Source organism: Pseudomonas sp. AIG, from assembly GCF_977020205.1.
This window is the reverse complement of record NZ_CDROCK010000074.1, coordinates 1-21,968: the sequence shown is the minus strand read 5'-3', so window position 1 is coordinate 21,968 and position 21,968 is coordinate 1. Positions and strand designations below refer to the sequence as shown.

Sequence of the window (21,968 nt, the reverse complement as noted above, 5' to 3'; positions counted from 1 at the left end):
GCAAGCGGAACAGGATCGCCGCTTTGTTGGGGAAGTACTGATACAGCGAGCCGATGCTCACGCCAGCCTTTTCCGCGACCCGTGCGGTGGTGAAACGGCTGGCGCCGTGCTCGCTCAAAACCTGAACAGCCGCTTGCAGAATCGCCGCCACCAGTTCGCTGGAGCGAGCCTGCTGCGGCTGTTTGCGTGAGGAAATACGGGCAGTCTGGCGGTTGGTCATGGGCAGCTCGGGCGTCCGTGGGAATGCGAATAGCGCAAGAAGCGAATCGCTCGCATCATTTGAATGCGACGAATCACTCGCATTTTAATTCCTCACTAACGGAAAGCAATCATGACAACCCTGACCACTGAACCACTGGCGAGCCTGATTGAACGCCTCTACACCCAAGCCAGCGTTGCCACCAGTCCGATGCTCAATTCAGTGTCTGGCGAAGAACGCGAGCGCCTGATGCACAGCAAAACCGAATACCTGAAACTCTATGAAATGCTCAAAGACCTGTGGCTGCCGGTCTCTCGCGACACCGGCAAACTGCTGTACATGCTGGCGCGCAACACCCAAGCCAAAGCCATCGTTGAGTTCGGCACCTCGTTCGGCCTGTCGACGCTGCACCTGGCGGCGGCCCTGCGCGATAACGGCGGCGGAGTGCTGATCGGCAGTGAGTTCGAACCGTCGAAAGTTGAAATGGCGCGTCATCATTTTGTTGAAGGTGGCGTCACTGATCTCGTAGAGATTCGCCAAGGTGATGCGTTGGTGACGCTGGCTTCGGATCTGCCGGAATCGGTCGATCTGCTCCTGCTTGATGGCGCGAAGGCGTTGTATGGCGACGTGTTGAGTCTGGTCGAAAAACACCTGAAACCGGGGGCGCTGGTGGTGGCGGACAACACTGACTATTGCCCGGAGTACCTGGCCTACGTGCGGGCGCCGCAGAACGGGTATTTGTCTGTGCCGTTTGCGGATGATATTGAGCTGTCGATGCGGCTGGGTTGAATCCGCCGAAGTGGAGACTGAAGGATTTGATCTAGCACTTCATCGCAAATGGCTGATGCCGGGTCAGGCCATTGACCCGGCCAGAGTGCCCGTGCAGCTTAAATTATGGGGGTAGGCATAAAACTTTCGCAGCAGACCATGACTTCGCCTAAAAAAGCTGGCTTGATGTCATGAACGTTTTTTACGGCGATGTACCCCTTTGTCTCAAGCCATTCCCATACGTTTGCTTGCGATGGTGAAGGCAACTCGCATTCGTGTTCCAGAAAATCCCTGACTAGCGGGCTGTAGATGATTGTGCAGGGGGTAGAGGGCGTAATACGATAAGTTGCGCCGTAGGATCTGGCTTGAGATAGATCTGTTGAGCAGATGATTGTTGTGCTTCTGGCATAAATACCAAAATGCTTGAAAAACCATGCGTCAGCATGATCGTGGACTTCTTGGTCGGTATCGCGAGGGGTACGAGGATCGTTTCGAAAAATATTAGTTTGGATGGTAGAGGTCAGAGGCTGGTTAAAGCCCCGATATAATGAAGGCATTCCGTTTCCTACTTGAGAAGTTTATCCGAATGTTAGCGCCGACCGGTGATGAAATCAAAGACAAGAATTTTTTTGACGTGACAGGACTTTCTCTTTTGGAGAATAGATACAGACTGTCCAAGGAGATCTCGGGTGGGAAAAGCTCCACAGGTTTTTTTGGTATTGATGAAAAAACGGGTGAGGAGGTGTTTGTCAAGTTCTGTATCTTTCCGCGTTCTGAGTTGGAATGCGCGAGGTTCAGGAATGAAGCAAGTTTTTTGAAAGAAAGAGCTTTTTCCAATCGGACCATGAAGAAGACGCCGGAGTATTTAGCCAGCGGTGAGTTGTTTCAGGGGAAAATCCTGTATCTGATCACTGAAAAAATAAATGGGCTGCTTCTTTTAGACTGGTTTCGTGAAAAATTTCAAGGTGCATCTCTGCAAGAACGGCTCAAGGTAGCGTATAGGGTATTTGGAGCAGCCGAGCATTTCAGTACGTTTGTCACTCACCGAGACTTGCATCCGGGAAATGTCATTCTCCTGGATGAGGAGGTTGACTTGTATTCTGACAGGCCTGATTTTAAAGCCATTATTCTTGATTGGGGGCAGTCCTACAGTCGAGCGGAGTTCGAATACAGCGAGAGTGAAAGTGATGATATGGTCACGATTCACAATGGTAATGGACGAGAGATAACCAACTCTTTTTACAATTTGCCGCCAGAAACCTTTATTGATTGGGATAATTCCGGGGCTGAATACAACAAGTATGATTCGTGGGCCATGGGCTTGCTGTTGTATAAATTGGTGACAGGCAAGGATCTGTTTTCATTTCGCAATATCGGAGAGTATTCCGCGGCGCAGAACGAAATTGAACAGGTGATTGAATCCGGGCTACTTGAAGTTTCTAAACATGCGGGAAAGCAGGCGCCGATTTTATCCAGGCTTATTGCGCGCTTGTTACGCAAGAACCCCGAGCAACGGATGTTTATTCAGGAGGCAAGGCATGCGCTCTGGTTTGTTTTGGTGGAGGACTTCATGCCATTGGATATTGGCATGATTGAACGATTTCTGGATGACCCAAATTACTTCGATGAGGTTAAATGGAAGCACTTCAAGGTTGAGCACTTTAGTGACTGATTGATAGGTGTCAGATGCAATTCGTCTCTTTGTGCAGGCACAGCTACTTGGCCGTTGTAAATACGAAATCCCGGATGTGCGCGGGGTGGCGCAGATTTTTGCAGTGGACGTTGAAGAATAGAGTGGTGATCACTGTTTTTTCTGAAGCGTTGGCGGCAGTCGGTATCGTCGCGGCGGGAGCAAGTTTTACTTATGACTCCTGGAAAGGTCGAGAAGTGTCGCTTGAGGGGGCTGTGATCTCCAGTACGCCCTCTCACATTTCACTATTGATTACTAACAGTGGGGGCGTTGATGCCGCTATCAGGAAAGTGAGCCTGGTGTCCGACCTGGATATCAAGAATCAAGTCAGGATTAAGGGTGACGGCTTGCTGGTTGAGAAAGGCAAGTCGCAGATTCTGTCATCAGAGCCATCACGACTTAATACAACTGTACAGTTTGAAGATCAGGCAGCGGAAAATAACTGGGTGAACAGTGCTGCCAGCACTCCCTGCCAGGCAGTCATTGAGTTTGTCATCGCGGGAGAAGGCAGCAAAACTGCAACGGTAGACTTTGTCTGTTATGCCGCGACCATTATTAGCGATGAAAGCCTGGAGAGGCTCCAGCAGATAATAACGCCCTAAAATATTGAGCGTTTTTTCGAGAGTATGGATGGAATGCCACTCACAACAAACTCCACGAAACCCCAACATAAACCCCCATCCCTTCACCCGGCGTAGACCGCGCCGCATCCAGACCTTTGTCGTCATACCCGGGGGTGACCGTTGCCGCGTAGTGCTTGTTGGTCAAGTTGCGCATATCTACCCAGCCCTGCCAGTCACCCTTCGGCGCGTTGTAACCCAGCGTCGCGCCAAACAGTGCGTAAGGATCGGCGTAATAACTGTTGGCGTAATCCACCGCCACTTTGGACACCAGTTGCGTATTCATCGCCGCAAAGAACCCCTGCGGCCAGTCGTAACGCAATTCGCCCTGGTAGTAATGCATCGGCAGCCCCGGCAATCGGTTGTCGCCAAAACGATCGTCATCGCGATAGTGGAAATCACTGAAGGTATACGCCTGTCGCAAGCTCAACTGACGGCCATCGGCAGCCGACCAGAGTTTGCTGTTCAGGCTCGCTTCAACGCCTTGGTGCACGGTCGGGCTGGCGTTCAACTCATACGGCGTGACGGCATTGGCATCCGGCAACACCGACAGCAATTCATGCCGCACCTGCGCGTAATACCACGCCAGACTCCACTCACCGACCGCGCTGTCACCACGACCGCCCAGTTCCAGTGTGGTCGCGGTCTGATTTTGCAATTCGATCGGGTCTTTCTGCGTACCGGTCGCAGCGCCGCTATCAAACGGAAAGCGCACGTTGGAGCTGTAGATCAGCGACCACGGATGCGGCGCCTCAACCGAGCGGCTGAGGTTGCCGAACACTTGCAGGTCCGGGGTGATCTGGTAGCGCAGGCCCAGGCGCGGCGCGTAGTCCCAGTCGTTCATGCTGGTTTTGCCGCCGCTTTGCGGGTAGGTCACAGCGCTTTCGCGGCGGGTGTAGATGGCGGCGAGACCGGTGGTCAGCCACAGGTCGTCGGCGATTTCCAGGTCGTTGCCGAAGTGCAGCACGGTGTCGGAACCCTGATAGGTGAAGTTGCGCATGCGCGTGCCGGGCACGTAGCTGGCGGTGTTGCCGGAGGGGATGCGCACGAACTCGCTGGCGCCGTCGTTGGGCAGATGTTTGGTCAAGCGCAGGCCGACGTTGCTGCGGCTTTCCATGCCGAGAATCGTATCGCGACGTTTGTAGTCGAAAGTGCCGCTGACGTCGGTGTAGGCGACTTTCAAGCGGTTCGAGCCTTCGCGCAGATCCATCGGGTAGTCGTGGTAGACGAGGCCGGTCTGGATGCTCGAATCGTCGTCGATGTAATAGGTGGTCTTGTTGCCGATGAAGGTGCTGCCCGGTTGTTTGCGGCTGTCATCGCGTGCCACATAGGACGGGTTGGCCGCGCGAGGCGAGTGTTCGATGGAGTGCTTGGTCACGCGGCCGGCGAGGTCGTTGTCGGTTTCGCGGTAGCGGATATAGAAGCGGGTTTCCAGGTTCGGGTTGAAGCGATAGCCGAAATTGGCGATCACGCCTTTGCTTTCGCTGGCGGTGTGATCCTGGTAGCCGTCGGCGTTGGAGTCGGTGAGCGACACGTAGTAGTCGAAGTCGCCGAGCACTTGCCCGGAACTGACCTGACGCTGCTGATAACCGTGGCTGCCGGTGGCGTAGCGCACTTGCAGTTTCGGCGCGTTGTAGCCGGTGTGGCTGACGTAATCGATGGCGCCGCCCAGTGCCAGCGAACCGCGATCAAAACCGTTGGCACCGCGCAGCACTTCAACATGATCGACCCACAGCGGTTCGAGCAATTCGTACGGCGTGCCGCCCGGACCGCTCAGCGGCAGACCGTCGAGCATCGTGTACAGCCCCGATGCGTGGGCGCCCGGCGCGCGGTTGATGCCTGAGCCACGCACCGAGATTTTCACGCCTTCATTGCCCGCCGACTGCGCATAAACCCCCGGCTGATACGCCAGCACATCCTGATTGCTCGCCACGCGGCCCTGCAACGGCTGACGCATGTCGACCACGTTGGTGCCGCCGGGCACTTGTTCCAGGCGGGCCCGGGCTTCTTCAACACTGGCGTCGGAACTCCGTTGCTCATCTGCCGAAATCAGTACTTGCCCCAACTCCAGACCTTGAGTCTCAGCCATGGCCGGGCAGGCGAGGGCCAGGCCGAGCAGGGCGGTGGGCAGGGATTTGGGCGACGGCATCGAGAAACTCCAGGCAGGCAAGAACGGGCAATGAACAGTGCGACGTAACAAAGAACGAACGAAACACATGGCAATTTGGCTTTTCGCCCGGCAATGGCAATCAGCACGGCATGGACTAACCTCACGTGTCTGGTTTGTCCCGTCAATCAACACTCTGTTTCTGCATTTACTGGAGAGAGGCCAAGGTCATGGCAAAAGGCAAAAAGAAGGCCGCCACGGCGCCTGAAAGTCCCAAGCTGAAAAACAAGGATTACCTCGATCAACTGCGCAAGTTACACGTTGAGCTGGTCAAGTTGCAGGAGTGGGTGATCGCCAAGGGCGTCAAGGTCTGCATCGTCTTTGAAGGCCGCGATGGCGCCGGCAAGGGCGGCACTATCAAGGCGCTGACCGAGCGCGTCAGCCCGCGAGTCTTCCGCGTAGTGGCGCTGCCGGCGCCGACCGATCGCGAGAAAAGCCAGATGCATGTGCAGCGTTATCTGCCTTATCTACCCGCGGCGGGCGAAGTGGTGATCTTCGATCGCAGCTGGTACAACCGCGCCGGCGTCGAGCGGGTGATGGGCTTCTGCACCGACGATCAGGCGGACAAATTCCTCAAATCAATTCCCTGGGTCGAACACGCGATCGTCCAGTCCGGGGTGATCCTGCTCAAGTACTGGCTGGAGGTCAGCCCCGAAGAGCAGACACGCAGGTTGGAGGCGCGCATTAATGACGGCCGCAAGACCTGGAAACTGACGCCGATGGACCTGAAGTCCTACAGCCGCTGGTACGACTACTCACGGGCGCGGGATGAAATGTTCAAACACTCCGACACCGAACACGCGCCGTGGCTGGTCGCCGACTCCAACGACAAGCGCCGTGCGCGGCTGAACATCATCACCGATGTGCTCAGTCGCATTCCGTATGAGGACGTGAAACGCGAGAAAATCGAGCTGCCCAAACGGCAGAAGCCGGGCAAGTACCGGGATCCGGATTATCCGTACCGGCGCGTGGCCGAGAAGTTCTGAAAAACCGCCCAAATCCCTGTAGGAGTGAGCCTGCTCGCGATAGCGGTGTGTCAGCCAACACATACGCCACAGACAATCCGCTATCGCGAGCAGGCTCACTCCTACAGGGTTCGGTGGTGTATCCATCATTGCTGATCAGCGCAAACCCTGTGGGAGCTTGCCTGCAAGCGATGGCGGTGGGTCAGCCAATATTTTCGGTGCAGACAATCCGCTTTCGCGAGCAGGCTCGCTCCCACAGGGGTTGGTGGAGTTTCCTGCATTGCTGATCAGTACTACCCCTTTGAAGTGAGCAATCCATCCGTCGATTACGCTGAACCACTGGGGTCTCATGTCTTTCTATGGAGGAAGTCCCCCTCGAGATCATTCCCGATGTTCGATCAGCGCAAAAAAAGAAAAACTGGCGGCATGGCGAGAACTGGCGACGCAAGCGCAGATGCGTCTGGACCCGGAAGTACAGTATGACGAACTGCTCAAGGCAGCCGATGAAATGGAAGAGCAAGGTCTGATCACCAGCGCCGAGTGGCGGCAGTTAGTGCGTGATGCAGGCAATGTGTTTACCGGTGACACGGGGCGAACGCACGGTTGAACCGCTCAGGTCACGCGTCCCTTTTTCGGCTTGAGTGGGGCGCCTCTTGAGTCCAGCAAAAGTCGCGCAAACGCCACTTTGTCGATCGGCCGACTCATGAAATAACCCTGCACTTCGTTGCATTGATCGGCGCCGAGAATATCCAGTTGTTCCTCGGTCTCGACCCCTTCGGCGGTCACCGTCAGGCCCATGGCTTTGCCCAGACCGATGATCGCCTGCACCACCGCGCGATCATTGGTGCCGCTGCTGATCGAGGCAATGAAGCGCTTGTCGATCTTGATCCCGTCGAACGGGTAGGCGCGCAGGTAGCCGAGGGATGAGTAGCCGGTGCCGAAGTCGTCCATGTTCAGGCGCACGCCGAGTTCTTTCAGGGCGTTCATGGTCGTCAAGGCGCCGTCGGTGTCGTTGAGCATCACGTTTTCAGTGATCTCCAGTTCCAGGCGACTCGCCGGAAAACGAGTTTGCACCAGCACTTCGCGAACATCCTCGACCACGTTGCTGACGGCAAACTGCGCGGGCGACAGATTGACTGACAGCAGAATGTCCTCCGGCCAGCCCAATGCGGTTTCGCAGGCTTCGCGCAACACCCAGCGACCGAGCGGGACGATCAGGTCAGTCTGCTCCGCCAATGGAATGAACAGATCCGGGCCGAGCAGGCCTTTGGTGGGATGCTGCCAGCGCACCAGTGCTTCGACCGAAACGATGTGTTTGCCATCGACCTTGTAGCGCGGCTGATAGTGCAGGATGAACTCGTTGTGCTTGAGCGCGTGACGCAGGTCATCTTCCATTTGCCGGCGGGTCTGGATCTGGTCGCTCATGTGCGCTTCGAAATAACACCAGGTGTTCTTGCCCTCGGATTTGGCCTGATACAGGGCGATATCGGCGTAGCGGATCAGGTCGCTGGGTACGTAACCGTGGCGGCGACTGAGCGCGATGCCAATGCTGGCGCCGATGTGCAGCGGATGGTGTTCGAAGACCACCGGTTGATGCAGGCTGCCGATCAGGCGGGTGCAGAATTTGTCGATTTCGTGCGGACTGTCCATACCGTTGAGCACCACGATGAATTCGTCGCCGCCCAGTCGCGCGACGATGTCGTGTTCGCGGGTGCACTCACGCAGGCGCACGGCAACTTCCTGCAGCACGGCGTCACCGGCCGGGTGACCGAGCGAATCGTTGATCGGCTTGAAGTTATCGAGGTCGATCATCAGCAGTGACAGTGGCGGCGCGTGCTCTTTGAGCAGCAGCGCTTCATCCAGATAACGCGCAAGCTTGTTGCGATTGGGCAGGCCGGTGAGGGCGTCGTGCATCGACAAATGCTGGATCTGCGCATGGGCGGCGACTTCGTCGGTGATGTCGCTGGCGGTACCGCGATAACCGATGACCGCGTGCTGTTGGTAAATCGGCCGGGCCGACAGTCGACAATGGCGTTGCTGGCCGGCGTGGTCACGGTAGGTGCAGCGTAAATCACTGGCGCTGTCTTCCTCGATGAGATTCCTCAGCCACAGTTCCAGTGGCGTGGTGTCGCAAAACAGCAACTGGCCGATGTCTTGCCCCAGCCACAGGGTTTGCGGGTAACCGGTTACTTCGCTGAAACGCGCCGACAGGTAGGTCAGCGCGAGGGCGCGATCGACCTCCCAGATCCAGTCCGACGCGGCTTCGGCCACCGCGCGAAAGCGTTCTTCGCTCGCTTCGAGCTCACGGTTGGCGTTTTCCAGCGCTTGATTGGAGGTTTGCATGACGGCAAAACTCTGGTCGACGTACTGCGATGAACGCAAGGCGTGGCGGAAGAAGTACGCGGTCAGCAGCATCAGCACCACAATCGTTGCGCCGAGTGGCGGTAGCAATGACCACAATAAGTGTTGCCCGGGCCGCTCCAGGTCCGCGACCAGGCTGTAACCGGTGCTGTCCAGCGGCACCCGAGGGCGCTGCGGGTCGATCGTCTCGTCCGGCGCCAGGGTCAGGTTGTTCAAGCCGTAACCGCTGCCAATCAGACGCAATTTGGTCGGCGTGAGTTTGTCGACGAACACCAGCACCGAAGAGGTCTGCGGATCACCCAGTGGCCGCTCATCGTTGGGTATGATCGCCGCCGCCGACACCAGCGCCGGCCAGCCTTCGAACAATGAATAGCGGCTGACTGGTTTGGTCAGATCACTTTGCCCCAGCACCTCATCGAGCAACGCTGTGGCGCTCAATTGCACAAACGCGGACAACTCGGCATCGAGCATTTGCCCGCGCACCACCGCGTAGCGGGTGCCTTCACGGTCGAGCACGAACACGCCGTCATAACCGTCACTGGTGAACAGGGTCTTGCCGACGTTCTGCTCGGTGTAGGCCCAGTCGGTGTCGACCTGACCGCTCAGATGCTCGTAAGCGGTGGTCCAGTAGGCGTAGCTGGTGATGTAGTTTTTCGAGGCAGTGATGCGGTTTTCCAGCGCGCGAGCCGAGTAAAAGCGGGTTTTGTTGATCTCGTCGTTGTCGAGGCGTTCGGCAATGCCGAGCAGGGCCACGGTCGCCGCGATCACGCCGCTGACAAACAGCGCACCGACCGCGAAGGCCAGGCGACGGGTGACGGCGCTCTGGCGCGGTGGAAGCGGGGCTGCATAGCTGGAAAGGTCCATGTGCTCGTCCTTGATCCGCTGTCTTCTGAATCTAGAACCACGGCGCGGGCGCAATGTTCAGATTCTTCTGGGCGACTGCATTGAAAGCGTAGTGAAACCCGCGTGATTTGCCTCCCCGAGTGCCACGCGCCGATCAGCGGCGATTCCCGAAAGGGCAAGACTTCCGGCGCAAAAACCGGATAATGGCGGCCATTCGTTTAGCCGTATTCTGGTAATCCCGCATGGAAATCAAGGTCAATTTTCTCGACAACCTTCGACTTGAGGCCAAGTTCGACGACTTCACGGTGATCGCCGATCAGCCCATCCGCTACAAGGGCGATGGCTCGGCACCGGGGCCGTTCGACTACTTTCTGGCGTCGTCGGCGTTGTGTGCGGCTTACTTTGTGAAGTTGTACTGCGACACCCGCAACATCCCGACAGAGAACATTCGCCTGTCGCAGAACAACATCGTCGACCCGGAAAACCGCTACAACCAGATCTTCAAGATTCAGGTCGAGTTGCCGGCGGACATTTCCGAAAAAGATCGCTTGGGCATCCTGCGCTCCATCGACCGCTGCACGGTGAAGAAGGTGGTGCAGACCGGCCCGGAATTCATCATCGAAGAAGTCGACAACCTCGACGCCGATGCGCAGGCGCTGTTGATGCCGGTGGCCGGTTCGGACGCAGGCACCTTCATCGCCGGCAAGGACCTGCCGCTGGAGCAGACCATCGCCAACATGTCGGGCATTCTCGCCGACCTCGGCATGAAGATCGAAATCGCTTCGTGGCGCAACATCGTGCCCAACGTCTGGTCGCTGCACATCCGCGACGCGCACTCACCGATGTGCTTCACCAACGGCAAGGGCGCGACCAAAGAGGGCGCACTGGCCTCGGCATTGGGCGAATTCATCGAGCGCCTGAACTGCAACTTCTTCTACAACGATCAGTTCTGGGGCGAAGACATCGCCAACGCCGAGTTCGTGCATTATCCGGACGAGCAATGGTTCAAGCCGGGGCCGAAAGACGAGTTGCCGAGCGAGATCCTCGACGAATACACCCTGAAGATTTACAACCGTGACGGCGAGTTGCGCGGCTCGAACCTGTTCGACACCAACTCCGGCAATACCCAGCGCGGCATTTGCTCGCTGCCGTTTGTGCGCCAGTCCGACAACGAAGTGGTGTACTTCCCGTCCAACCTGATCGAAAACCTTTACCTCAGCAATGGCATGAGCGCCGGCAACACCCTCGCCGAAGCGCAGGTGCAGTGCCTGTCGGAAATTTTCGAGCGCGCGGTCAAACGCGAAATCCTCGAAGGCGAAATGGCCCTGCCGGACGTGCCGCAAGAAGTGCTGGAGAAGTACCCGAGCATCCTCGCCGGCATCAAAGGCCTGGAAGAGCAGGGCTTCCCGGTGCTGGTCAAGGATGCGTCGCTGGGCGGTGAATTCCCGGTGATGTGCGTGACCCTGATGAACCCGCGCACCGGCGGCGTGTTCGCCTCGTTCGGCGCGCACCCGAGCCTGGAAGTGGCGCTGGAACGCAGCCTCACAGAACTGCTGCAGGGCCGCAGTTTCGAGGGGCTGAATGACTTGCCGCAGCCGACGTTCTCGGGTCAGGCCGTCACCGAGCCGAACAACTTCGTCGAACACTTCATCGATTCCAGCGGTGTGGTCTCGTGGCGCTTCTTCAGCGACAAGCCTGATTTCGAATTCGTCGAGTGGGACTTCTCCGGTCAAGGCGAAAACTCCAACGCCGAAGAAGCCGCGACGCTGTTCGGCATCCTCGAAGACATGGGCAAGGAAGTCTACATGGCGGTCTACGAGCACATCGGTGCCAAGGCCTGCCGGATTCTGGTGCCGGATTACTCGGAGATCTACCCGGTCGAAGACCTGATCTGGGACAACACCAACAAAGCCCTGCAATTCCGTGCCGACATCCTCAACCTGCACAACCTCAGCAAGGTCGGCTTGCGCAACCTCGCCCAAGGCCTGGAAAACAGCGAGCAGGACGACTACACCGAGATCACCACGCTGATCGGCGTCGAGTTCGACGACAACACGCCATGGGGCAAGCTGACCATTCTGGAACTGCGCCTGCTGATCTGCCTCGCGCTGCAGAAGTACGAACAGGCCAAAGACCTGGTCGAAGCGTTCCTGCAATACAACGACAACACCGTTGAGCGTGGCTTGTTCTATCAAGCGGTCAACGTCGTGCTGGAGATGGAACTGGACGAGGATCTGCAACTGGAAGACTACGAAGCCAACTTCCGCCGCATGTTCGGCGATGAGCGGATGGACGCGGCGATTGGCTCGGTCAACGGCAGCGTGCGCTTCTATGGCCTGACGCCGACCAGCATGAAGCTGGAAGGGCAGGATCGGCATTTGCGTTTGATCGAGAGCTATAAAAAGCTGCATTCGGCGCGAGCGAAGGTGACGAACCTGACACGCTGATCAGCGTTAAACCATAAAGCACCCTTGCGGTGCTTTTTTTTCGACCGGGAAAAGGCAACAGAAAAAACCACGCGACACAGAATGTCGCTGGCTCGTTGAATGATTGCGCCTGACGACACCAATCATTCGTGAGGTTTGTTTATGAAAGAGTTGATTTCCTTCGCCATCGGCGTGGTGGTGGGTGTGGTGATCATGAAGCGCAGTCAGGCTGTCGACGAGCTGCGCAAGGAGCTGGAGCGCGAGAGGGCGCAAAACCGTTTTCGGGCGGCCAGTGAGTCCGCATCATGATCGGTGATGGCTATTCGCCTTGTCTGCCATCGAACAATAGTGTTAAAAAGCCACCAAAAGGAATGTCAGGCAGCGAAATGACGCTGCTGGACGATCAAGGTCGATACCCCATGTCAGATCCAAAAGATCGGTTGTTCAGGCACTTGGCCCTGTTGCGACTGATCCCGCGAGCACCGAAAAGCATTTCCACCACCGAGTTACTGGAAAAGCTCAAAGCCGAACAGTTCGATATCGATTTGCGCAGTTTGCAGCGCGATCTTGTCGGGCGTCTGTCGCTGGACTTTCCGCTGCAATGTGATGAGCGTCAGCGTCCCTTTCGCTGGAGCTTTTCCAGGGACACGCCGCCATTCGACTTCCCGGCTCTGGACACGCCAACGGCGTTGGCCTTTGTGCTCGCGGAAAGTCATCTGGGCAAATTGCTGCCGCCGAGTGTGCATCAGTTGCTGGCGCCGCATTTCGATCTCGCCCATCGACAGATTGAAGGGCTTGCCCACAATAACCTCGCGAACTGGCCCAAGCGTGTGCGCGCATTACCCAATGGCAAAGCGCTGCAGCCTGCAGAAGTCGATCCGCTGATCTGGGCCGAAGTGGCGACGGCGCTGCTGGAAACGCGACAGCTGCAGATTCGCTACCTGAGCCGCAGCAAGGGTGAGCACAAGTCGTTGCTCATACATCCGGCCGGCATGATTTCCCGGCACTCCGTGAGCTATCTGATCGGTACCGTCGATGGCTACAGCGACCAGCGCCAGTTCGCCTTGCATCGAATCGAACAAGCTGACTGCCTTGAGGCGCCGGCTCGCGAGACACCGCAATTCGAAGTTGACCAGTACATTCTCAGCGGCGGATTCAACAACCCCAGCCCAGTGCAGCTGCACACGCTGCTGGCGGAAGTTTCGCCTCAGGTGGCCTGGCTGTTACGCGAAACCCCCATCGCACCTGAACAGACTTTGCAACCGCTGCCTGGCAGTGACTGGCTGAGTTTGCGCGCGCAAGTGCCGAACGATCAGGAAACCCTGTGGTGGGTTTTCGGGTTGGGCGAACACATTCGGTTGCTTGAACCCCAAAGCTGGATTCACAGCATCAAGGCCAGACTCGACAGCATGGCCGCGTTGTATGCATCACCCATCCCTGCGACACCATCAAATGCCTGCCAGGAGGCTTAATGAGTACTCACGATACTGATGCTGACAATGCTGCGCCGGACAGCCACCGGGACGAAATCGCCAAGGATATTTTCGGTGCAACGGTAGCACTGGCGTCCCGCGAGACCGTGCAGCGGTATGGCAGCGCCCATGCGGAATACATCAAGGGCTTTCGCGGCTTCGATCATGAAACCGGCGAGAAACTTGCCAAAGGCCTGGCCGATATCGCCAAGCACAAAGTCAATGAAGACCCCGGGTATGCCGCGCAGAACATCAAGCAGCAGGCCGGGTTCAGCGCTGAGGTCGCCGCCACCAGCCGCGACAATGCCGAGGCGATCATCAGCGGCTCCAAGGTGCGCACCTCCCGCACTGACGATCTGGCGCAGTTCGGCAAGAACCACAATGTCGTCGATCGGGTTCAACTGCTCGACGGCGTTGTGATCGAAGGGTCGCAATCGCAGATGAAGTTCGTCGGCAACCGCGATCTCCTGCTCGATAAGATCGCTCAGGAAAACGGCGAGTTTGCCCGTTATCGCGGTACCAAACTGGAGCTGCCGACAGAGCAGTTCGAGGGCGACAAGCAGTACTTCGCTGAAGAAGCCAAAAAACTGCGCGCCCGCATCGAACAGGCCGGCAGCAATCCGGAAAATCCCGAACAGGTCAGCAAGTGGCAAAAGCAGGCGCAGACCTATGAGCAGCGCGTCGCCTCGGCTGATTTTCAGCCTGAAACTGCCGCCGATTATTGCCAGAAGCAGGCCCGTCAGCGCCGACTGAACGCCGATAAGGCAGAAGCGAGCGGCAACCAGAAGGCGGCGGACAAGCTACGCCGCGAAGCCGACAACTACGACAACCTGGCGCAAGACACCCGCGACAGCGGCCTGACCACCGAAGACGCCATTTTCTATCGCGAGCATCCCGAGCTGGCGACGTTGATGGATATCGGCAGCACGGCGCACCGGGCGGGCCTTGAAGGTGCCAGGTATGGCGCCGTGATTGGCGGCAGCATTTCCCTGCTGCAAAACCTTTTTGCCGCGGCGCAAGGCGAGAAGGACGTCAGTGACGCGCTCAAGGATGCGGGTATCGACACCGTAAAGGCCGGCGCTCTGGGGTATGCCACAGCGTTTGCCGGATCGGCCCTCAAGGGTGGCATGCAACAGTCCGGCAACACGTTTGCACGGCAGTTGGCCAACACCAGCGCGCCGACATTGGCGATCAACATCTGCCTGTCACTGGCCAGCTCGGTCAAACGCTACGTCACCGGTGAAATCAGTGAGGCGCAACTGCTGACCGAAGTGGGCGAGAAAGGCGCCGGAATGCTCTCCAGCGGCATGATGGCCGCACTCGGTCAAGTGGCGATCCCGATTCCGTTCGTGGGCGCCGCCATTGGCGGGATGATCGGCTACACGCTGTCCTCGATGTTCTATCAGAGCGTCCTTGATGCCGCGCGCGGTGTTGAGCTTTCTCGTGAGCAACTCAAGCGAGTGCGACTCATCGAGGGCGCCGCGCGTGAGCGCATTGCGCTGGAGCAGGCGCAACTGGACGCCTTCATGGGGCGTGAATTGCCGCAACTGCAAATGGAAACCCGGCAGTTGCTGGTCGCCATCAGTTGCACTGACACCGATGCTGATGTCTTCGCCGCCAGCATCAATCAATACGCAACCCTGTTAGGTAAACAACTGCAATTCCAGACGATGTCCGAGTTCGATGACTTCATGAATTCCGACAGTCCGCTGGTGTTGTAACCGCCTCTGTACTCACAGACCCACCGTGAAAAAAGGACGACCCTTCAATGCTGATCAAGCTGCTGTCCGATGTGGACAAAAAACATTTGCTGGAGCTGTCGCGACTGCTGGCGATGGCCGACAAGCCGTTGCTGTGGGACGGCAAGACCTCCGACGAGTTCAGCTCAAGCACCGACCTCAATGCCTTGTCCATCCGTGAGGACGATCAGGAGCGCGAGCTGATTGCCGAGCTGGAGAGCTCTGCCGGTGCCGCCCGGACGAATACCTTCGGCCTGAGTTTCGCAGCATTTACGCTGACCTCGGACGTTCGCGAGCGTTTGATCGAGGTGCTCAAGACCTATCCGATTCCAAAAATGGAGAAACCGGAAACGCGGGTGCAGGCAGCGACGACGGTGCTCAAGGAATTGCTCAAGGGCAAGACGTTCGAGTTGCTGAGTGCACCGAAAGTGATCCTGTTCGAACTGTTGCTGGTGGCGTTGCGCGACGGGCATATCTCCAGCATCGAGTGGGCATTGCTCAAGGAATATCAGCGTCACCATCAATTGGAAGACTTCATCTTCGATGACCTGTTGGAGCGTGCTGAAACGCTGAACCAGGAAGTCAGCAAAACCATTTCCATCATTCTCGAATAAGGAACAGATCATGCCTCTTCCATTGATTATCGGTGCGGCGGCCATTGCCGGTATTTACGGCGCGGTCAAAGGCATCAGCGGCGCTGTCGACCACAGCAACGCCAAGGACATCAACAACGACGCCAGCTCCATGGTGGAGTCGGCCAACCGCAAGGTCGAAGACCAGCGTCAGTCGACCAACAGCACGCTGGAAGATTACGGTCAGCGCAAGCTGCGCGCTTTCAACGGCGTCATCGTTGAGTTCATCGAGACGTTCGAGCGGGTGAAGAACGTCGAACTCGGCGAAAGCCCGGAGCTGGACAAGCTGACGGCGGGTGATTTCTCCAACAAGACGCTGGCGGGTCTGCGTCAGGACTATCAGGCGCTCAAGGACGCCGGGCTGGGCCTGGGCGCAGGCTTGGGTGGCGGCGCAGCGTTGGCCTTCGGCGCCTACAACGGCACCATGCTGCTGGCCACCGCGAGCACCGGTACGGCCATTTCTTCGCTGGGTGGTGTGGCCGCGACCAACGCCACCTTGGCGTGGCTGGGTGGCGGCTCGCTGGCCGCCGGTGGTTACGGCATGGCCGGTGGCATGATGGTGTTGGGCGGGATCGTTGCAGGTCCGGCACTGGCCATTTTTGGTCACGTGATGGGCAACAAGGGCGAAGAAGCCCTGAACACCGCCCGCAGCAACCTCGAGCAGGCTCGCACCCTCCGCGATCAAGCCGAGTTGATGGCGAACAAGCTCAAGGCGATTGAAAAAGTCACCTCGCTGGCCAACACCACGTTCTCCAAGGTCAGCTCGCAACTGCGTCGCGCCGTGGCTGAGCTGAAAAAAGTCCTCGACAACGACGGTGTGGACTTCCGCACATACTCGGACGACAGCAAAAACGTGGTATTCCGCTCCGTCAAATTTGCCCAGTTGCTCAAAGCCATGATCGATACCGCGATTCTCGACCAGGACGGCAATCTGGTGTTGTCGACAGAGAAACGCCTTCAGGACGTCGCCGCCGTGGCGAATGGTCAAAAAACCCAGCTTGATCCAATCCCTGCCTGATGAACCGGCCCGTGCCTTGCGCACGGGCCTGTTTCAGCACTTTTGTGGCGTTGCCATGACCTCGAGTTCCCTTGCTTTTCCCTGCACGCAATGCGGCCTATGTTGCCAAAAGGTCGGTATGGCGGAGCAAACCCGCGCCCTTGATCGCGGCGACGGCACCTGCCGGCACTACAATGCGACCAACAAGGGCTGTGGTATCTACAACGAACGTCCGGATATTTGCCGCGTCGATCGGCAGTATCAGTTGCATTACCGTCAGGCTTATAGCTGGGATCGTTTTGTGGCTCTCAACGTGGAAGTCTGCGAAGCGTTACAGGTGCAAGCAATTGCCCATGCGGCAATCGAGTGACGCTTGTGCACCCGCGTCGGCGGGACTTAACGCCCATGCGCCGCATCCGCCAGTTGCCCGGTATCGACCCGCACAAACACCGAATCACCCACCGCCGTCAGCACATCCCCCGCATACACCTCGCAGATCACCCGCGTCTTGCGCCCAACCTCACCCTCGACTTTCGCCCGTAAAACCAGCGGCACGCCCATCGGCGTCGGTTTGATGAACTTGATGCCAAGGTTGCCAGTAACGCAGTCAATGCGCGGCAAGCTGCCGGGTTCGCGGTTCTCCGCGCGGTAGTGGTAGGCCATGACTGTCCAGTTGGAGTGACAGTCGACCAGCATCGCGATCAGCCCCCCGTAGACCAGATCCGGCCAGCCGCAGTACTTGGCCTCCGGCAGGTGTTCGGCAATGACGTGCACGCCGTCTTCATGCCAGTGGCTTTTGACGTGCAGGCCATGCGGGTTGCGGCCGCCGCAGCCGTAACAAACGCCTTCGGGCGCGGCGAGGTCTTGCAGCGGAGTATCGAGGCTGGACATGCTTTTTATTATCCTGGAGTGGTGAGTCCGGTCAGGCGCAGGCGATTGCGTCCGCCGCGTTTCGATTCGTAGAGGGCGGCATCGCCTTGTTCGATCAGCGCGGTGAGGTTGGCAGGCGCTTTGTCGAACAGGTTGGCGCCGATGCTCAGGGTCACGGCTGCGGTGGTGGGGAATGTCTGTGCGGTCATGCTCATAAACTGCTCGCGCAAGGCGTTGCCCAGTTCCATGACGCGCTCGCTCGATGCGCTGTTTAACAGAATGACAAACTCGTCACCGCCCAGGCGCGCCGTCAGCGCATTGCGCGGCAGCACCGAGCGGATCATCTCGCTCAGGGCGATCAGCAAACGGTCACCGGCGGTGTGGCCATACTGGTCGTTGACCAGTTTGAAATTGTCGATATCGATCAACAGCAAAGCGCCAGGATGCTCCGGCGAAACGTGTTCGAGCAGGCGCGGCGCACGCTTTTCCAAGGCTCTACGGTTGTACAGCGCCGTCAGCGGGTCGCGTTCGGCGAGGCGGGCGATCTGTTTTTCCCGGCGATAACGTTCGGTGCCGGTCATCGACAAGGCGATCAACATGATTGCCATCGCGCCCTCGACCAGAGAAATCTGGATGATCTCGCCACGAAACGCCGCCAGATCGATCAGCGTGCCGGGGACCACCACGGTCAAGGCTTTGGCGACATAGAAAATCCCGTGGCCGAGCAGCACGTAACGCAGTTGCACTGCGCCGACGCTCAATGATTTGCCATGAGGGCGCAGCAGCGAGCTGGCCTTGAGGGTCGACAGCGCCACCAGTAACGAATTGGCCGCCAGCATCACCTTCGACCACAGCGGCCCGTCCGGCAACAACAGCATGACCAGCCAGCTGACGAAGATCAGGTACCAGGCCGGCGACAGGCGTATCTGGGTGAAGCGCGCCACACCGAGCAGGAACAGGAAATGCGCGGTCACCAGCAAGCCGTTGGCGAACCAGATGCCGATCAATAAAAAGCCGCTGCTGCGCAGCAGGGCCAGGGTGGAACCGACGGTGATGGTGGCGAAACCGGCGCTCCAGAACAGCAGCGAAGGCTCACGAATGCTGCGCCATTCGATCGCCAGATACAGCGCGGCAGCGGCTGCGAGGGCGATGGAAATGGTCAACATCGTAGGTGGGTCGAGCGGCATTTCTTGATGAGCCTGTCTGATTGGCAGTGAGACCGGCGATTGTAAGCGTTCGGGCGGTATTTTCGCAGAGGTCGCGTTGCCGCGCAGACCGCTGGCAGCGGGGAGGGCGCGGCAGGCATCCGCCGCCGCGCCGATCCGTTATTGACTGGCGTCGAGCACCACGCGATAGCGCGCCTTGCCACTGCGTAAATGGTCGACGGCCTCGTTGACCTTGCTCATGGGAAACATCTCGACCTGCGGCAGAATCTGATGCCGCGCGCAAAACTCGAGCATGGTTGCCATGGTCGCCGGCGAACCCACCGGGGAGGCGGAGAGGGATTTTTGTTGGGGAATCAGATTGAACACGTGCACCGGAATCGCGCTGGGCACGATGCCGACGAAGTGCAGACGGCCGTTGGCGCGCAACGTGGCGAGCATGGCGGTCCAGTCGAGGTCGGCGTTGGCACTGACCAGCAGGAAGTCCAGCGTACCGGCGATCGCATTCAGCGCATTGCTGTCGGTCGAAGCGACGACGTTGTGCGCGCCGAGGCGTTTGGCTTCGTCCTGCTTGTTCAGTGATGAGGTAAACGCGGTGACTTCGCAGCCCCAGGCATTGAGAAAACGCAAAGCCAAATGGCCTAGGCCGCCAATCCCGACCACGCCGACGCGGTCAGTGGGTTTGACGCCAAACTGCAGCAGCGGGTTGAACACCGTGGAACCGGCGCAAAACAATGGCCCGACCATGGCCGGGTCGAGATTGTCCGGCACCGGAATCGCCCAGGCCCAATGCGAGCGCAAGCGGTCGGCAAAACCGCCGTTGCTGCCAATGATCGTTGGTTGCGCAGTGCCGCACAGTTGTTGCGAGCCGGACATGCACGACGAGCAGTGCATGCAGCTGCCCTTGTACCAACCGATGCCGACGCGTTGACCCATCTTCAGGCCGCGCACTTGCGGGCCCATGCGCACGATTTTGCCAACGGCTTCGTGGCCCGGCACAAACGGATAGCGGCTGATGCCCCAGTCGTTGTCGATCAGCGATTGGTCGGAGTGGCAGACACCGCAGTATTCCACGGCGATTTCCACGTCTTCTTCGCCCAACGTGCCGGGATCAAAGCTGTAACGCTCCAGTGGTGCACCGGCCGCAGTGGCGGCCCAGCCGTTGAAAGTAGTGGGTTCGGTGTTGCTCATGGGGCACCTCCGGTTCGACTGACGGGGACAGCAGCCCGGCAAGTCTAGTCGGTCATGGCTTGGGCGCGAGCCAGGTGTCGACGACGCGACGATCCAGCTCTTCCCAGTACGCCATGCCCAGCACGCGGGTGGTGTTGAGCCCGCGCAGGTAACCGCGCAACTGGTTGGCGGTGTCTTTGATGAGCAGCGGGTCAGTGATGTTTTTGTTCAGCAATACGTTTTCGTACTGAACCAGATACTCGGCCACACGCTCGCGGAAATCGGGCAGAACGGCGTCACGGATCAGGTCAAACGTTCTCAAGGCGAACTCCTCATTTCATGTTTTTCTCGTTGTGGTTGAGTGTGTATCAATCTGCACGTCGCGCAACTATTGCTAGAAGTAATAGTGACCATCACGAAACGCAAGTTCTGCTTTGTTGGCAATCGGCGGAAAATTGCCTCCATCGAACACGCAGCTCAAGGAATTTGCGCGATGAACACATTGACCCGACTGGCTTTTGTCGCCCTGCTGACAGGCGGCGCACTGTTCACAGCCCCGACTTACGCAGCCGATGCCGGGTCGTGTCACTTCCAGACCATCACTGGCAGCAGCGCCAGCTTGCAACATTCGCAAACGGTGGGTGTGTTGCTCAGTGAGAACACGCTGGACAACGTGCAATACCTGGAGCGTTACCACGACATGGCGGCCAATGGTGCGAAAGACGCGCTGGATTCGCGGATTCGTGAGGCGTTCGTCGGCAGCTCCGATCCGGAGTTGGCCATCGACTGGGTGTTGAATTCGCTGCAGCAACAGTTTTTGTCGGTGACGGTCTACGACAACCTTGATGCGCTGGTGCAGGCGCACCCAGACATCGTGGTGAAGCTCGACACCTTCAATCGCTTGCTGACGCAACAGAACAGTCTGGTCGAAGCGCGTTTCACTGCACGGTTCTATGACGCCGGCCTGCAATACATCGGCAAGGCTGAAGGTGCCGTCGAGAAACAGTTGCCTTCGGTGTGGGTGCATAACCAGGCAGCACCGGCCATTGCTGCGCAGATCGACAAGCAGCGTGACCTGCAACTCAGCGCGTTGCAGCAATTCGATGTGTCGCTCAAGGCGCTGGTAGCGTCGAGCTGATCACTTAAAACATAAATGGCGACGGCGGCTCCGTGAGGCTGAACCGTTGCCGGTTGAACCGAACCTTTATTTTCAGGATGACACCGATGCGTCTTTTCTTTGTGCCTGTTCTGGCCGTTGCTTCTTTGCTGCTCGCTGGTTGCGCTTCGGCGCCGAATAATCCGAGCCTGACGTTGCAGACCAGCAAGACGCCTGCGCAGTACGCTGATTGTGTTGTGCCGAAGTTGCAGGGGAGTGCATTGAACCCGACGGTTTCGCAGACTCAGCGCAGTTATCGGATTGTGGTGCCGAGCAGGGTTTCGGCTGACAACGTGCTGGAGGCTTACAAGGCGGGTAGTGGCGGCAAGGTGTTTATTTACGAGCGCCATTTGTTGGCTTCGAATCTTTTGCCTTCGAGTTTTGAGCGGGCTGCGCAGGATTGCATCTGATTTTGGCTTTTGTACGTATTTGACTGAGCTCCTTTGGTTGGCCGCAACCAACCAATTTTTTGCCTCGCGCCCTTGTGTGGTTGCGGGGCTTTTTTTTGTTTGGGCTTGGCGGCCTTTGGGCCGACCATGTTCCTGGGGTTTTGGGGGTATATCCGTTGCTTCGGGTGGTGCTGCTGGCGGTTTCGCCTTTACGGCGAGGCACTTTTTCCAGACGCCGAAAAAGTACCCAAAAAGGCTTGCCGCAACGTTCGGCCCACTCGCTAAAGCTCGGGGTTCCTTCGCTCCGGGATCGATCCGGGCGCAGCGCCTACGGTTTGCTT

At 58.1% G+C, this 21,968-nt stretch carries 22 protein-coding genes; 14 read left to right on the top strand and 8 right to left on the bottom strand.

Annotation, left to right across the window (positions count from 1 at the left end; all coding sequences use genetic code 11):
• Window positions 1-220 (bottom strand): helix-turn-helix domain-containing protein (locus tag ACWR1S_RS28685; protein WP_454565863.1); only part of this gene is annotated, 220 nt, incomplete at its 3' end.
• 111 nt (window positions 221-331) lie between these two features.
• Between ACWR1S_RS28685 and ACWR1S_RS28680 the strand changes: the two genes are divergently transcribed.
• Window positions 332-988, top strand: a complete 657-nt coding sequence (locus ACWR1S_RS28680) for an O-methyltransferase (protein ID WP_454565862.1) — start codon at window positions 332-334, stop codon at window positions 986-988.
• 98 nt (window positions 989-1,086) lie between these two features.
• On the opposite strand, the gene ACWR1S_RS28675 is transcribed toward ACWR1S_RS28680, so the two are convergent.
• Window positions 1,087-1,524, bottom strand: coding sequence for a hypothetical protein (locus ACWR1S_RS28675; RefSeq protein ID WP_454565861.1), 438 nt, complete (start codon window positions 1,522-1,524; stop codon window positions 1,087-1,089).
• A gap of 29 nt (window positions 1,525-1,553) precedes the next feature.
• Here ACWR1S_RS28675 and ACWR1S_RS28670 point away from each other — a divergent pair, with 29 nt between their 5' ends.
• Both ACWR1S_RS28670 and ACWR1S_RS28665 read left to right on the top strand, forming a co-directional pair.
• Window positions 1,554-2,639 (top strand): protein kinase domain-containing protein, encoded by a 1,086-nt coding sequence (locus tag ACWR1S_RS28670; protein ID WP_454565860.1) that lies wholly within the window; start codon window positions 1,554-1,556, stop codon window positions 2,637-2,639.
• A gap of 125 nt (window positions 2,640-2,764) precedes the next feature.
• Window positions 2,765-3,259 carry a hypothetical protein gene (locus tag ACWR1S_RS28665; protein ID WP_454565859.1) on the top strand — a complete coding sequence of 165 codons (495 nt, stop codon included), beginning with the start codon at window positions 2,765-2,767 and terminating at the stop codon, window positions 3,257-3,259.
• Window positions 3,260-3,299: 40 nt separating this feature from the next.
• On the opposite strand, the gene ACWR1S_RS28660 is transcribed toward ACWR1S_RS28665, so the two are convergent.
• Window positions 3,300-5,426 (bottom strand): TonB-dependent receptor family protein, encoded by a 2,127-nt coding sequence (locus ACWR1S_RS28660; protein WP_454565858.1) that lies wholly within the window; start codon window positions 5,424-5,426, stop codon window positions 3,300-3,302.
• Between the two features lie 188 nt (window positions 5,427-5,614).
• Between ACWR1S_RS28660 and ppk2 the strand changes: the two genes are divergently transcribed.
• Window positions 5,615-6,430, top strand: coding sequence for a polyphosphate kinase 2 (gene ppk2 / locus ACWR1S_RS28655; RefSeq protein WP_454565857.1), 816 nt, complete (start codon window positions 5,615-5,617; stop codon window positions 6,428-6,430).
• A gap of 328 nt (window positions 6,431-6,758) precedes the next feature.
• Complete coding sequence (locus tag ACWR1S_RS28650; protein WP_454565856.1) at window positions 6,759-7,016, top strand: hypothetical protein; 258 nt, start codon at window positions 6,759-6,761, stop codon at window positions 7,014-7,016.
• A gap of 5 nt (window positions 7,017-7,021) precedes the next feature.
• Here ACWR1S_RS28650 and ACWR1S_RS28645 read toward each other — a convergent pair whose 3' ends face one another.
• Window positions 7,022-9,634 carry a bifunctional diguanylate cyclase/phosphodiesterase gene (locus tag ACWR1S_RS28645; protein WP_454565855.1) on the bottom strand — a complete coding sequence of 871 codons (2,613 nt, stop codon included), beginning with the start codon at window positions 9,632-9,634 and terminating at the stop codon, window positions 7,022-7,024.
• A gap of 221 nt (window positions 9,635-9,855) precedes the next feature.
• On the opposite strand from ACWR1S_RS28645, the gene ACWR1S_RS28640 reads away from it, so the two are divergent.
• The 7 genes from ACWR1S_RS28640 (at window position 9,856) to ACWR1S_RS28610 (ending at window position 17,249) form a co-directional block, all read left to right on the top strand.
• Window positions 9,856-12,060 carry an OsmC domain/YcaO domain-containing protein gene (locus ACWR1S_RS28640; protein ID WP_454565854.1) on the top strand — a complete coding sequence of 735 codons (2,205 nt, stop codon included), beginning with the start codon at window positions 9,856-9,858 and terminating at the stop codon, window positions 12,058-12,060.
• Between the two features lie 141 nt (window positions 12,061-12,201).
• Window positions 12,202-12,348, top strand: coding sequence for a hypothetical protein (locus tag ACWR1S_RS28635; RefSeq protein ID WP_454565853.1), 147 nt, complete (start codon window positions 12,202-12,204; stop codon window positions 12,346-12,348).
• Window positions 12,349-12,458: 110 nt separating this feature from the next.
• Window positions 12,459-13,511, top strand: a complete 1,053-nt coding sequence (locus ACWR1S_RS28630) for a helix-turn-helix transcriptional regulator (protein WP_454565852.1) — start codon at window positions 12,459-12,461, stop codon at window positions 13,509-13,511.
• Complete coding sequence (locus tag ACWR1S_RS28625) at window positions 13,511-15,232, top strand: hypothetical protein (RefSeq protein ID WP_454565851.1); 1,722 nt, start codon at window positions 13,511-13,513, stop codon at window positions 15,230-15,232. The genes ACWR1S_RS28630 and ACWR1S_RS28625 overlap by 1 nt, the downstream gene beginning before the upstream one ends.
• Window positions 15,233-15,279: 47 nt before the next feature.
• On the top strand, window positions 15,280-15,864 hold the full coding sequence (locus tag ACWR1S_RS28620; RefSeq protein WP_454565850.1) for a hypothetical protein: 585 nt from the start codon (window positions 15,280-15,282) through the stop codon (window positions 15,862-15,864).
• 10 nt (window positions 15,865-15,874) lie between these two features.
• Window positions 15,875-16,900, top strand: a complete 1,026-nt coding sequence (locus ACWR1S_RS28615) for a hypothetical protein (RefSeq protein WP_454565849.1) — start codon at window positions 15,875-15,877, stop codon at window positions 16,898-16,900.
• Complete coding sequence (locus tag ACWR1S_RS28610) at window positions 16,863-17,249, top strand: YkgJ family cysteine cluster protein (protein ID WP_454565848.1); 387 nt, start codon at window positions 16,863-16,865, stop codon at window positions 17,247-17,249. The genes ACWR1S_RS28615 and ACWR1S_RS28610 overlap by 38 nt, the downstream gene beginning before the upstream one ends.
• Before the next feature lie 26 nt (window positions 17,250-17,275).
• Here ACWR1S_RS28610 and ACWR1S_RS28605 read toward each other — a convergent pair whose 3' ends face one another.
• The 4 genes from ACWR1S_RS28605 to ACWR1S_RS28590 form a co-directional block, all read right to left on the bottom strand.
• Window positions 17,276-17,770, bottom strand: a complete 495-nt coding sequence (locus tag ACWR1S_RS28605) for a PaaI family thioesterase (RefSeq protein ID WP_454565847.1) — start codon at window positions 17,768-17,770, stop codon at window positions 17,276-17,278.
• Window positions 17,771-17,778: 8 nt separating this feature from the next.
• Window positions 17,779-18,936: a GGDEF domain-containing protein gene (locus tag ACWR1S_RS28600; RefSeq protein WP_454565846.1), complete on the bottom strand. Its 1,158-nt coding sequence runs from the start codon at window positions 18,934-18,936 to the stop codon at window positions 17,779-17,781.
• Between the two features lie 138 nt (window positions 18,937-19,074).
• Window positions 19,075-20,103, bottom strand: coding sequence for an NADPH-dependent aldehyde reductase Ahr (gene ahr, locus ACWR1S_RS28595; protein WP_454565845.1), 1,029 nt, complete (start codon window positions 20,101-20,103; stop codon window positions 19,075-19,077).
• A 52-nt stretch (window positions 20,104-20,155) separates the two neighbouring features.
• Window positions 20,156-20,404, bottom strand: coding sequence for a hypothetical protein (locus tag ACWR1S_RS28590; protein ID WP_454565844.1), 249 nt, complete (start codon window positions 20,402-20,404; stop codon window positions 20,156-20,158).
• A 171-nt stretch (window positions 20,405-20,575) separates the two neighbouring features.
• Here ACWR1S_RS28590 and ACWR1S_RS28585 point away from each other — a divergent pair, with 171 nt between their 5' ends.
• Together ACWR1S_RS28585 and ACWR1S_RS28580 are read left to right on the top strand one after the other, a co-directional pair.
• Entirely contained in the window at window positions 20,576-21,220 is a 645-nt protein-coding gene (locus ACWR1S_RS28585; protein WP_454565843.1) for an ATPase, read from the top strand.
• 86 nt (window positions 21,221-21,306) lie between these two features.
• Window positions 21,307-21,648 (top strand): hypothetical protein, encoded by a 342-nt coding sequence (locus ACWR1S_RS28580; protein ID WP_454565842.1) that lies wholly within the window; start codon window positions 21,307-21,309, stop codon window positions 21,646-21,648.
• Window positions 21,649-21,968: the final 320 nt, after the last annotated feature.

Coding starts and splice junctions, on each gene's coding strand:
- ACWR1S_RS28680 (WP_454565862.1), top strand. CDS start 332: ATGACAACCCTGACCACTGAACCACTGGCGAGCCTGATTGAACGCCTC.
- ACWR1S_RS28675 (WP_454565861.1), bottom strand. CDS start 1,524: ATGCCTTCATTATATCGGGGCTTTAACCAGCCTCTGACCTCTACCATC.
- ACWR1S_RS28670 (WP_454565860.1), top strand. CDS start 1,554: ATGTTAGCGCCGACCGGTGATGAAATCAAAGACAAGAATTTTTTTGAC.
- ACWR1S_RS28660 (WP_454565858.1), bottom strand. CDS start 5,426: ATGCCGTCGCCCAAATCCCTGCCCACCGCCCTGCTCGGCCTGGCCCTC.
- ppk2 (WP_454565857.1), top strand. CDS start 5,615: ATGGCAAAAGGCAAAAAGAAGGCCGCCACGGCGCCTGAAAGTCCCAAG.
- ACWR1S_RS28650 (WP_454565856.1), top strand. CDS start 6,759: ATGTCTTTCTATGGAGGAAGTCCCCCTCGAGATCATTCCCGATGTTCG.
- ACWR1S_RS28645 (WP_454565855.1), bottom strand. CDS start 9,634: ATGGACCTTTCCAGCTATGCAGCCCCGCTTCCACCGCGCCAGAGCGCC.
- ACWR1S_RS28640 (WP_454565854.1), top strand. CDS start 9,856: ATGGAAATCAAGGTCAATTTTCTCGACAACCTTCGACTTGAGGCCAAG.
- ACWR1S_RS28635 (WP_454565853.1), top strand. CDS start 12,202: ATGAAAGAGTTGATTTCCTTCGCCATCGGCGTGGTGGTGGGTGTGGTG.
- ACWR1S_RS28630 (WP_454565852.1), top strand. CDS start 12,459: ATGTCAGATCCAAAAGATCGGTTGTTCAGGCACTTGGCCCTGTTGCGA.
- ACWR1S_RS28625 (WP_454565851.1), top strand. CDS start 13,511: ATGAGTACTCACGATACTGATGCTGACAATGCTGCGCCGGACAGCCAC.
- ACWR1S_RS28620 (WP_454565850.1), top strand. CDS start 15,280: ATGCTGATCAAGCTGCTGTCCGATGTGGACAAAAAACATTTGCTGGAG.
- ACWR1S_RS28615 (WP_454565849.1), top strand. CDS start 15,875: ATGCCTCTTCCATTGATTATCGGTGCGGCGGCCATTGCCGGTATTTAC.
- ACWR1S_RS28610 (WP_454565848.1), top strand. CDS start 16,863: ATGGTCAAAAAACCCAGCTTGATCCAATCCCTGCCTGATGAACCGGCC.
- ACWR1S_RS28605 (WP_454565847.1), bottom strand. CDS start 17,770: ATGTCCAGCCTCGATACTCCGCTGCAAGACCTCGCCGCGCCCGAAGGC.
- ACWR1S_RS28600 (WP_454565846.1), bottom strand. CDS start 18,936: ATGCCGCTCGACCCACCTACGATGTTGACCATTTCCATCGCCCTCGCA.
- ahr (WP_454565845.1), bottom strand. CDS start 20,103: ATGAGCAACACCGAACCCACTACTTTCAACGGCTGGGCCGCCACTGCG.
- ACWR1S_RS28585 (WP_454565843.1), top strand. CDS start 20,576: ATGAACACATTGACCCGACTGGCTTTTGTCGCCCTGCTGACAGGCGGC.
- ACWR1S_RS28580 (WP_454565842.1), top strand. CDS start 21,307: ATGCGTCTTTTCTTTGTGCCTGTTCTGGCCGTTGCTTCTTTGCTGCTC.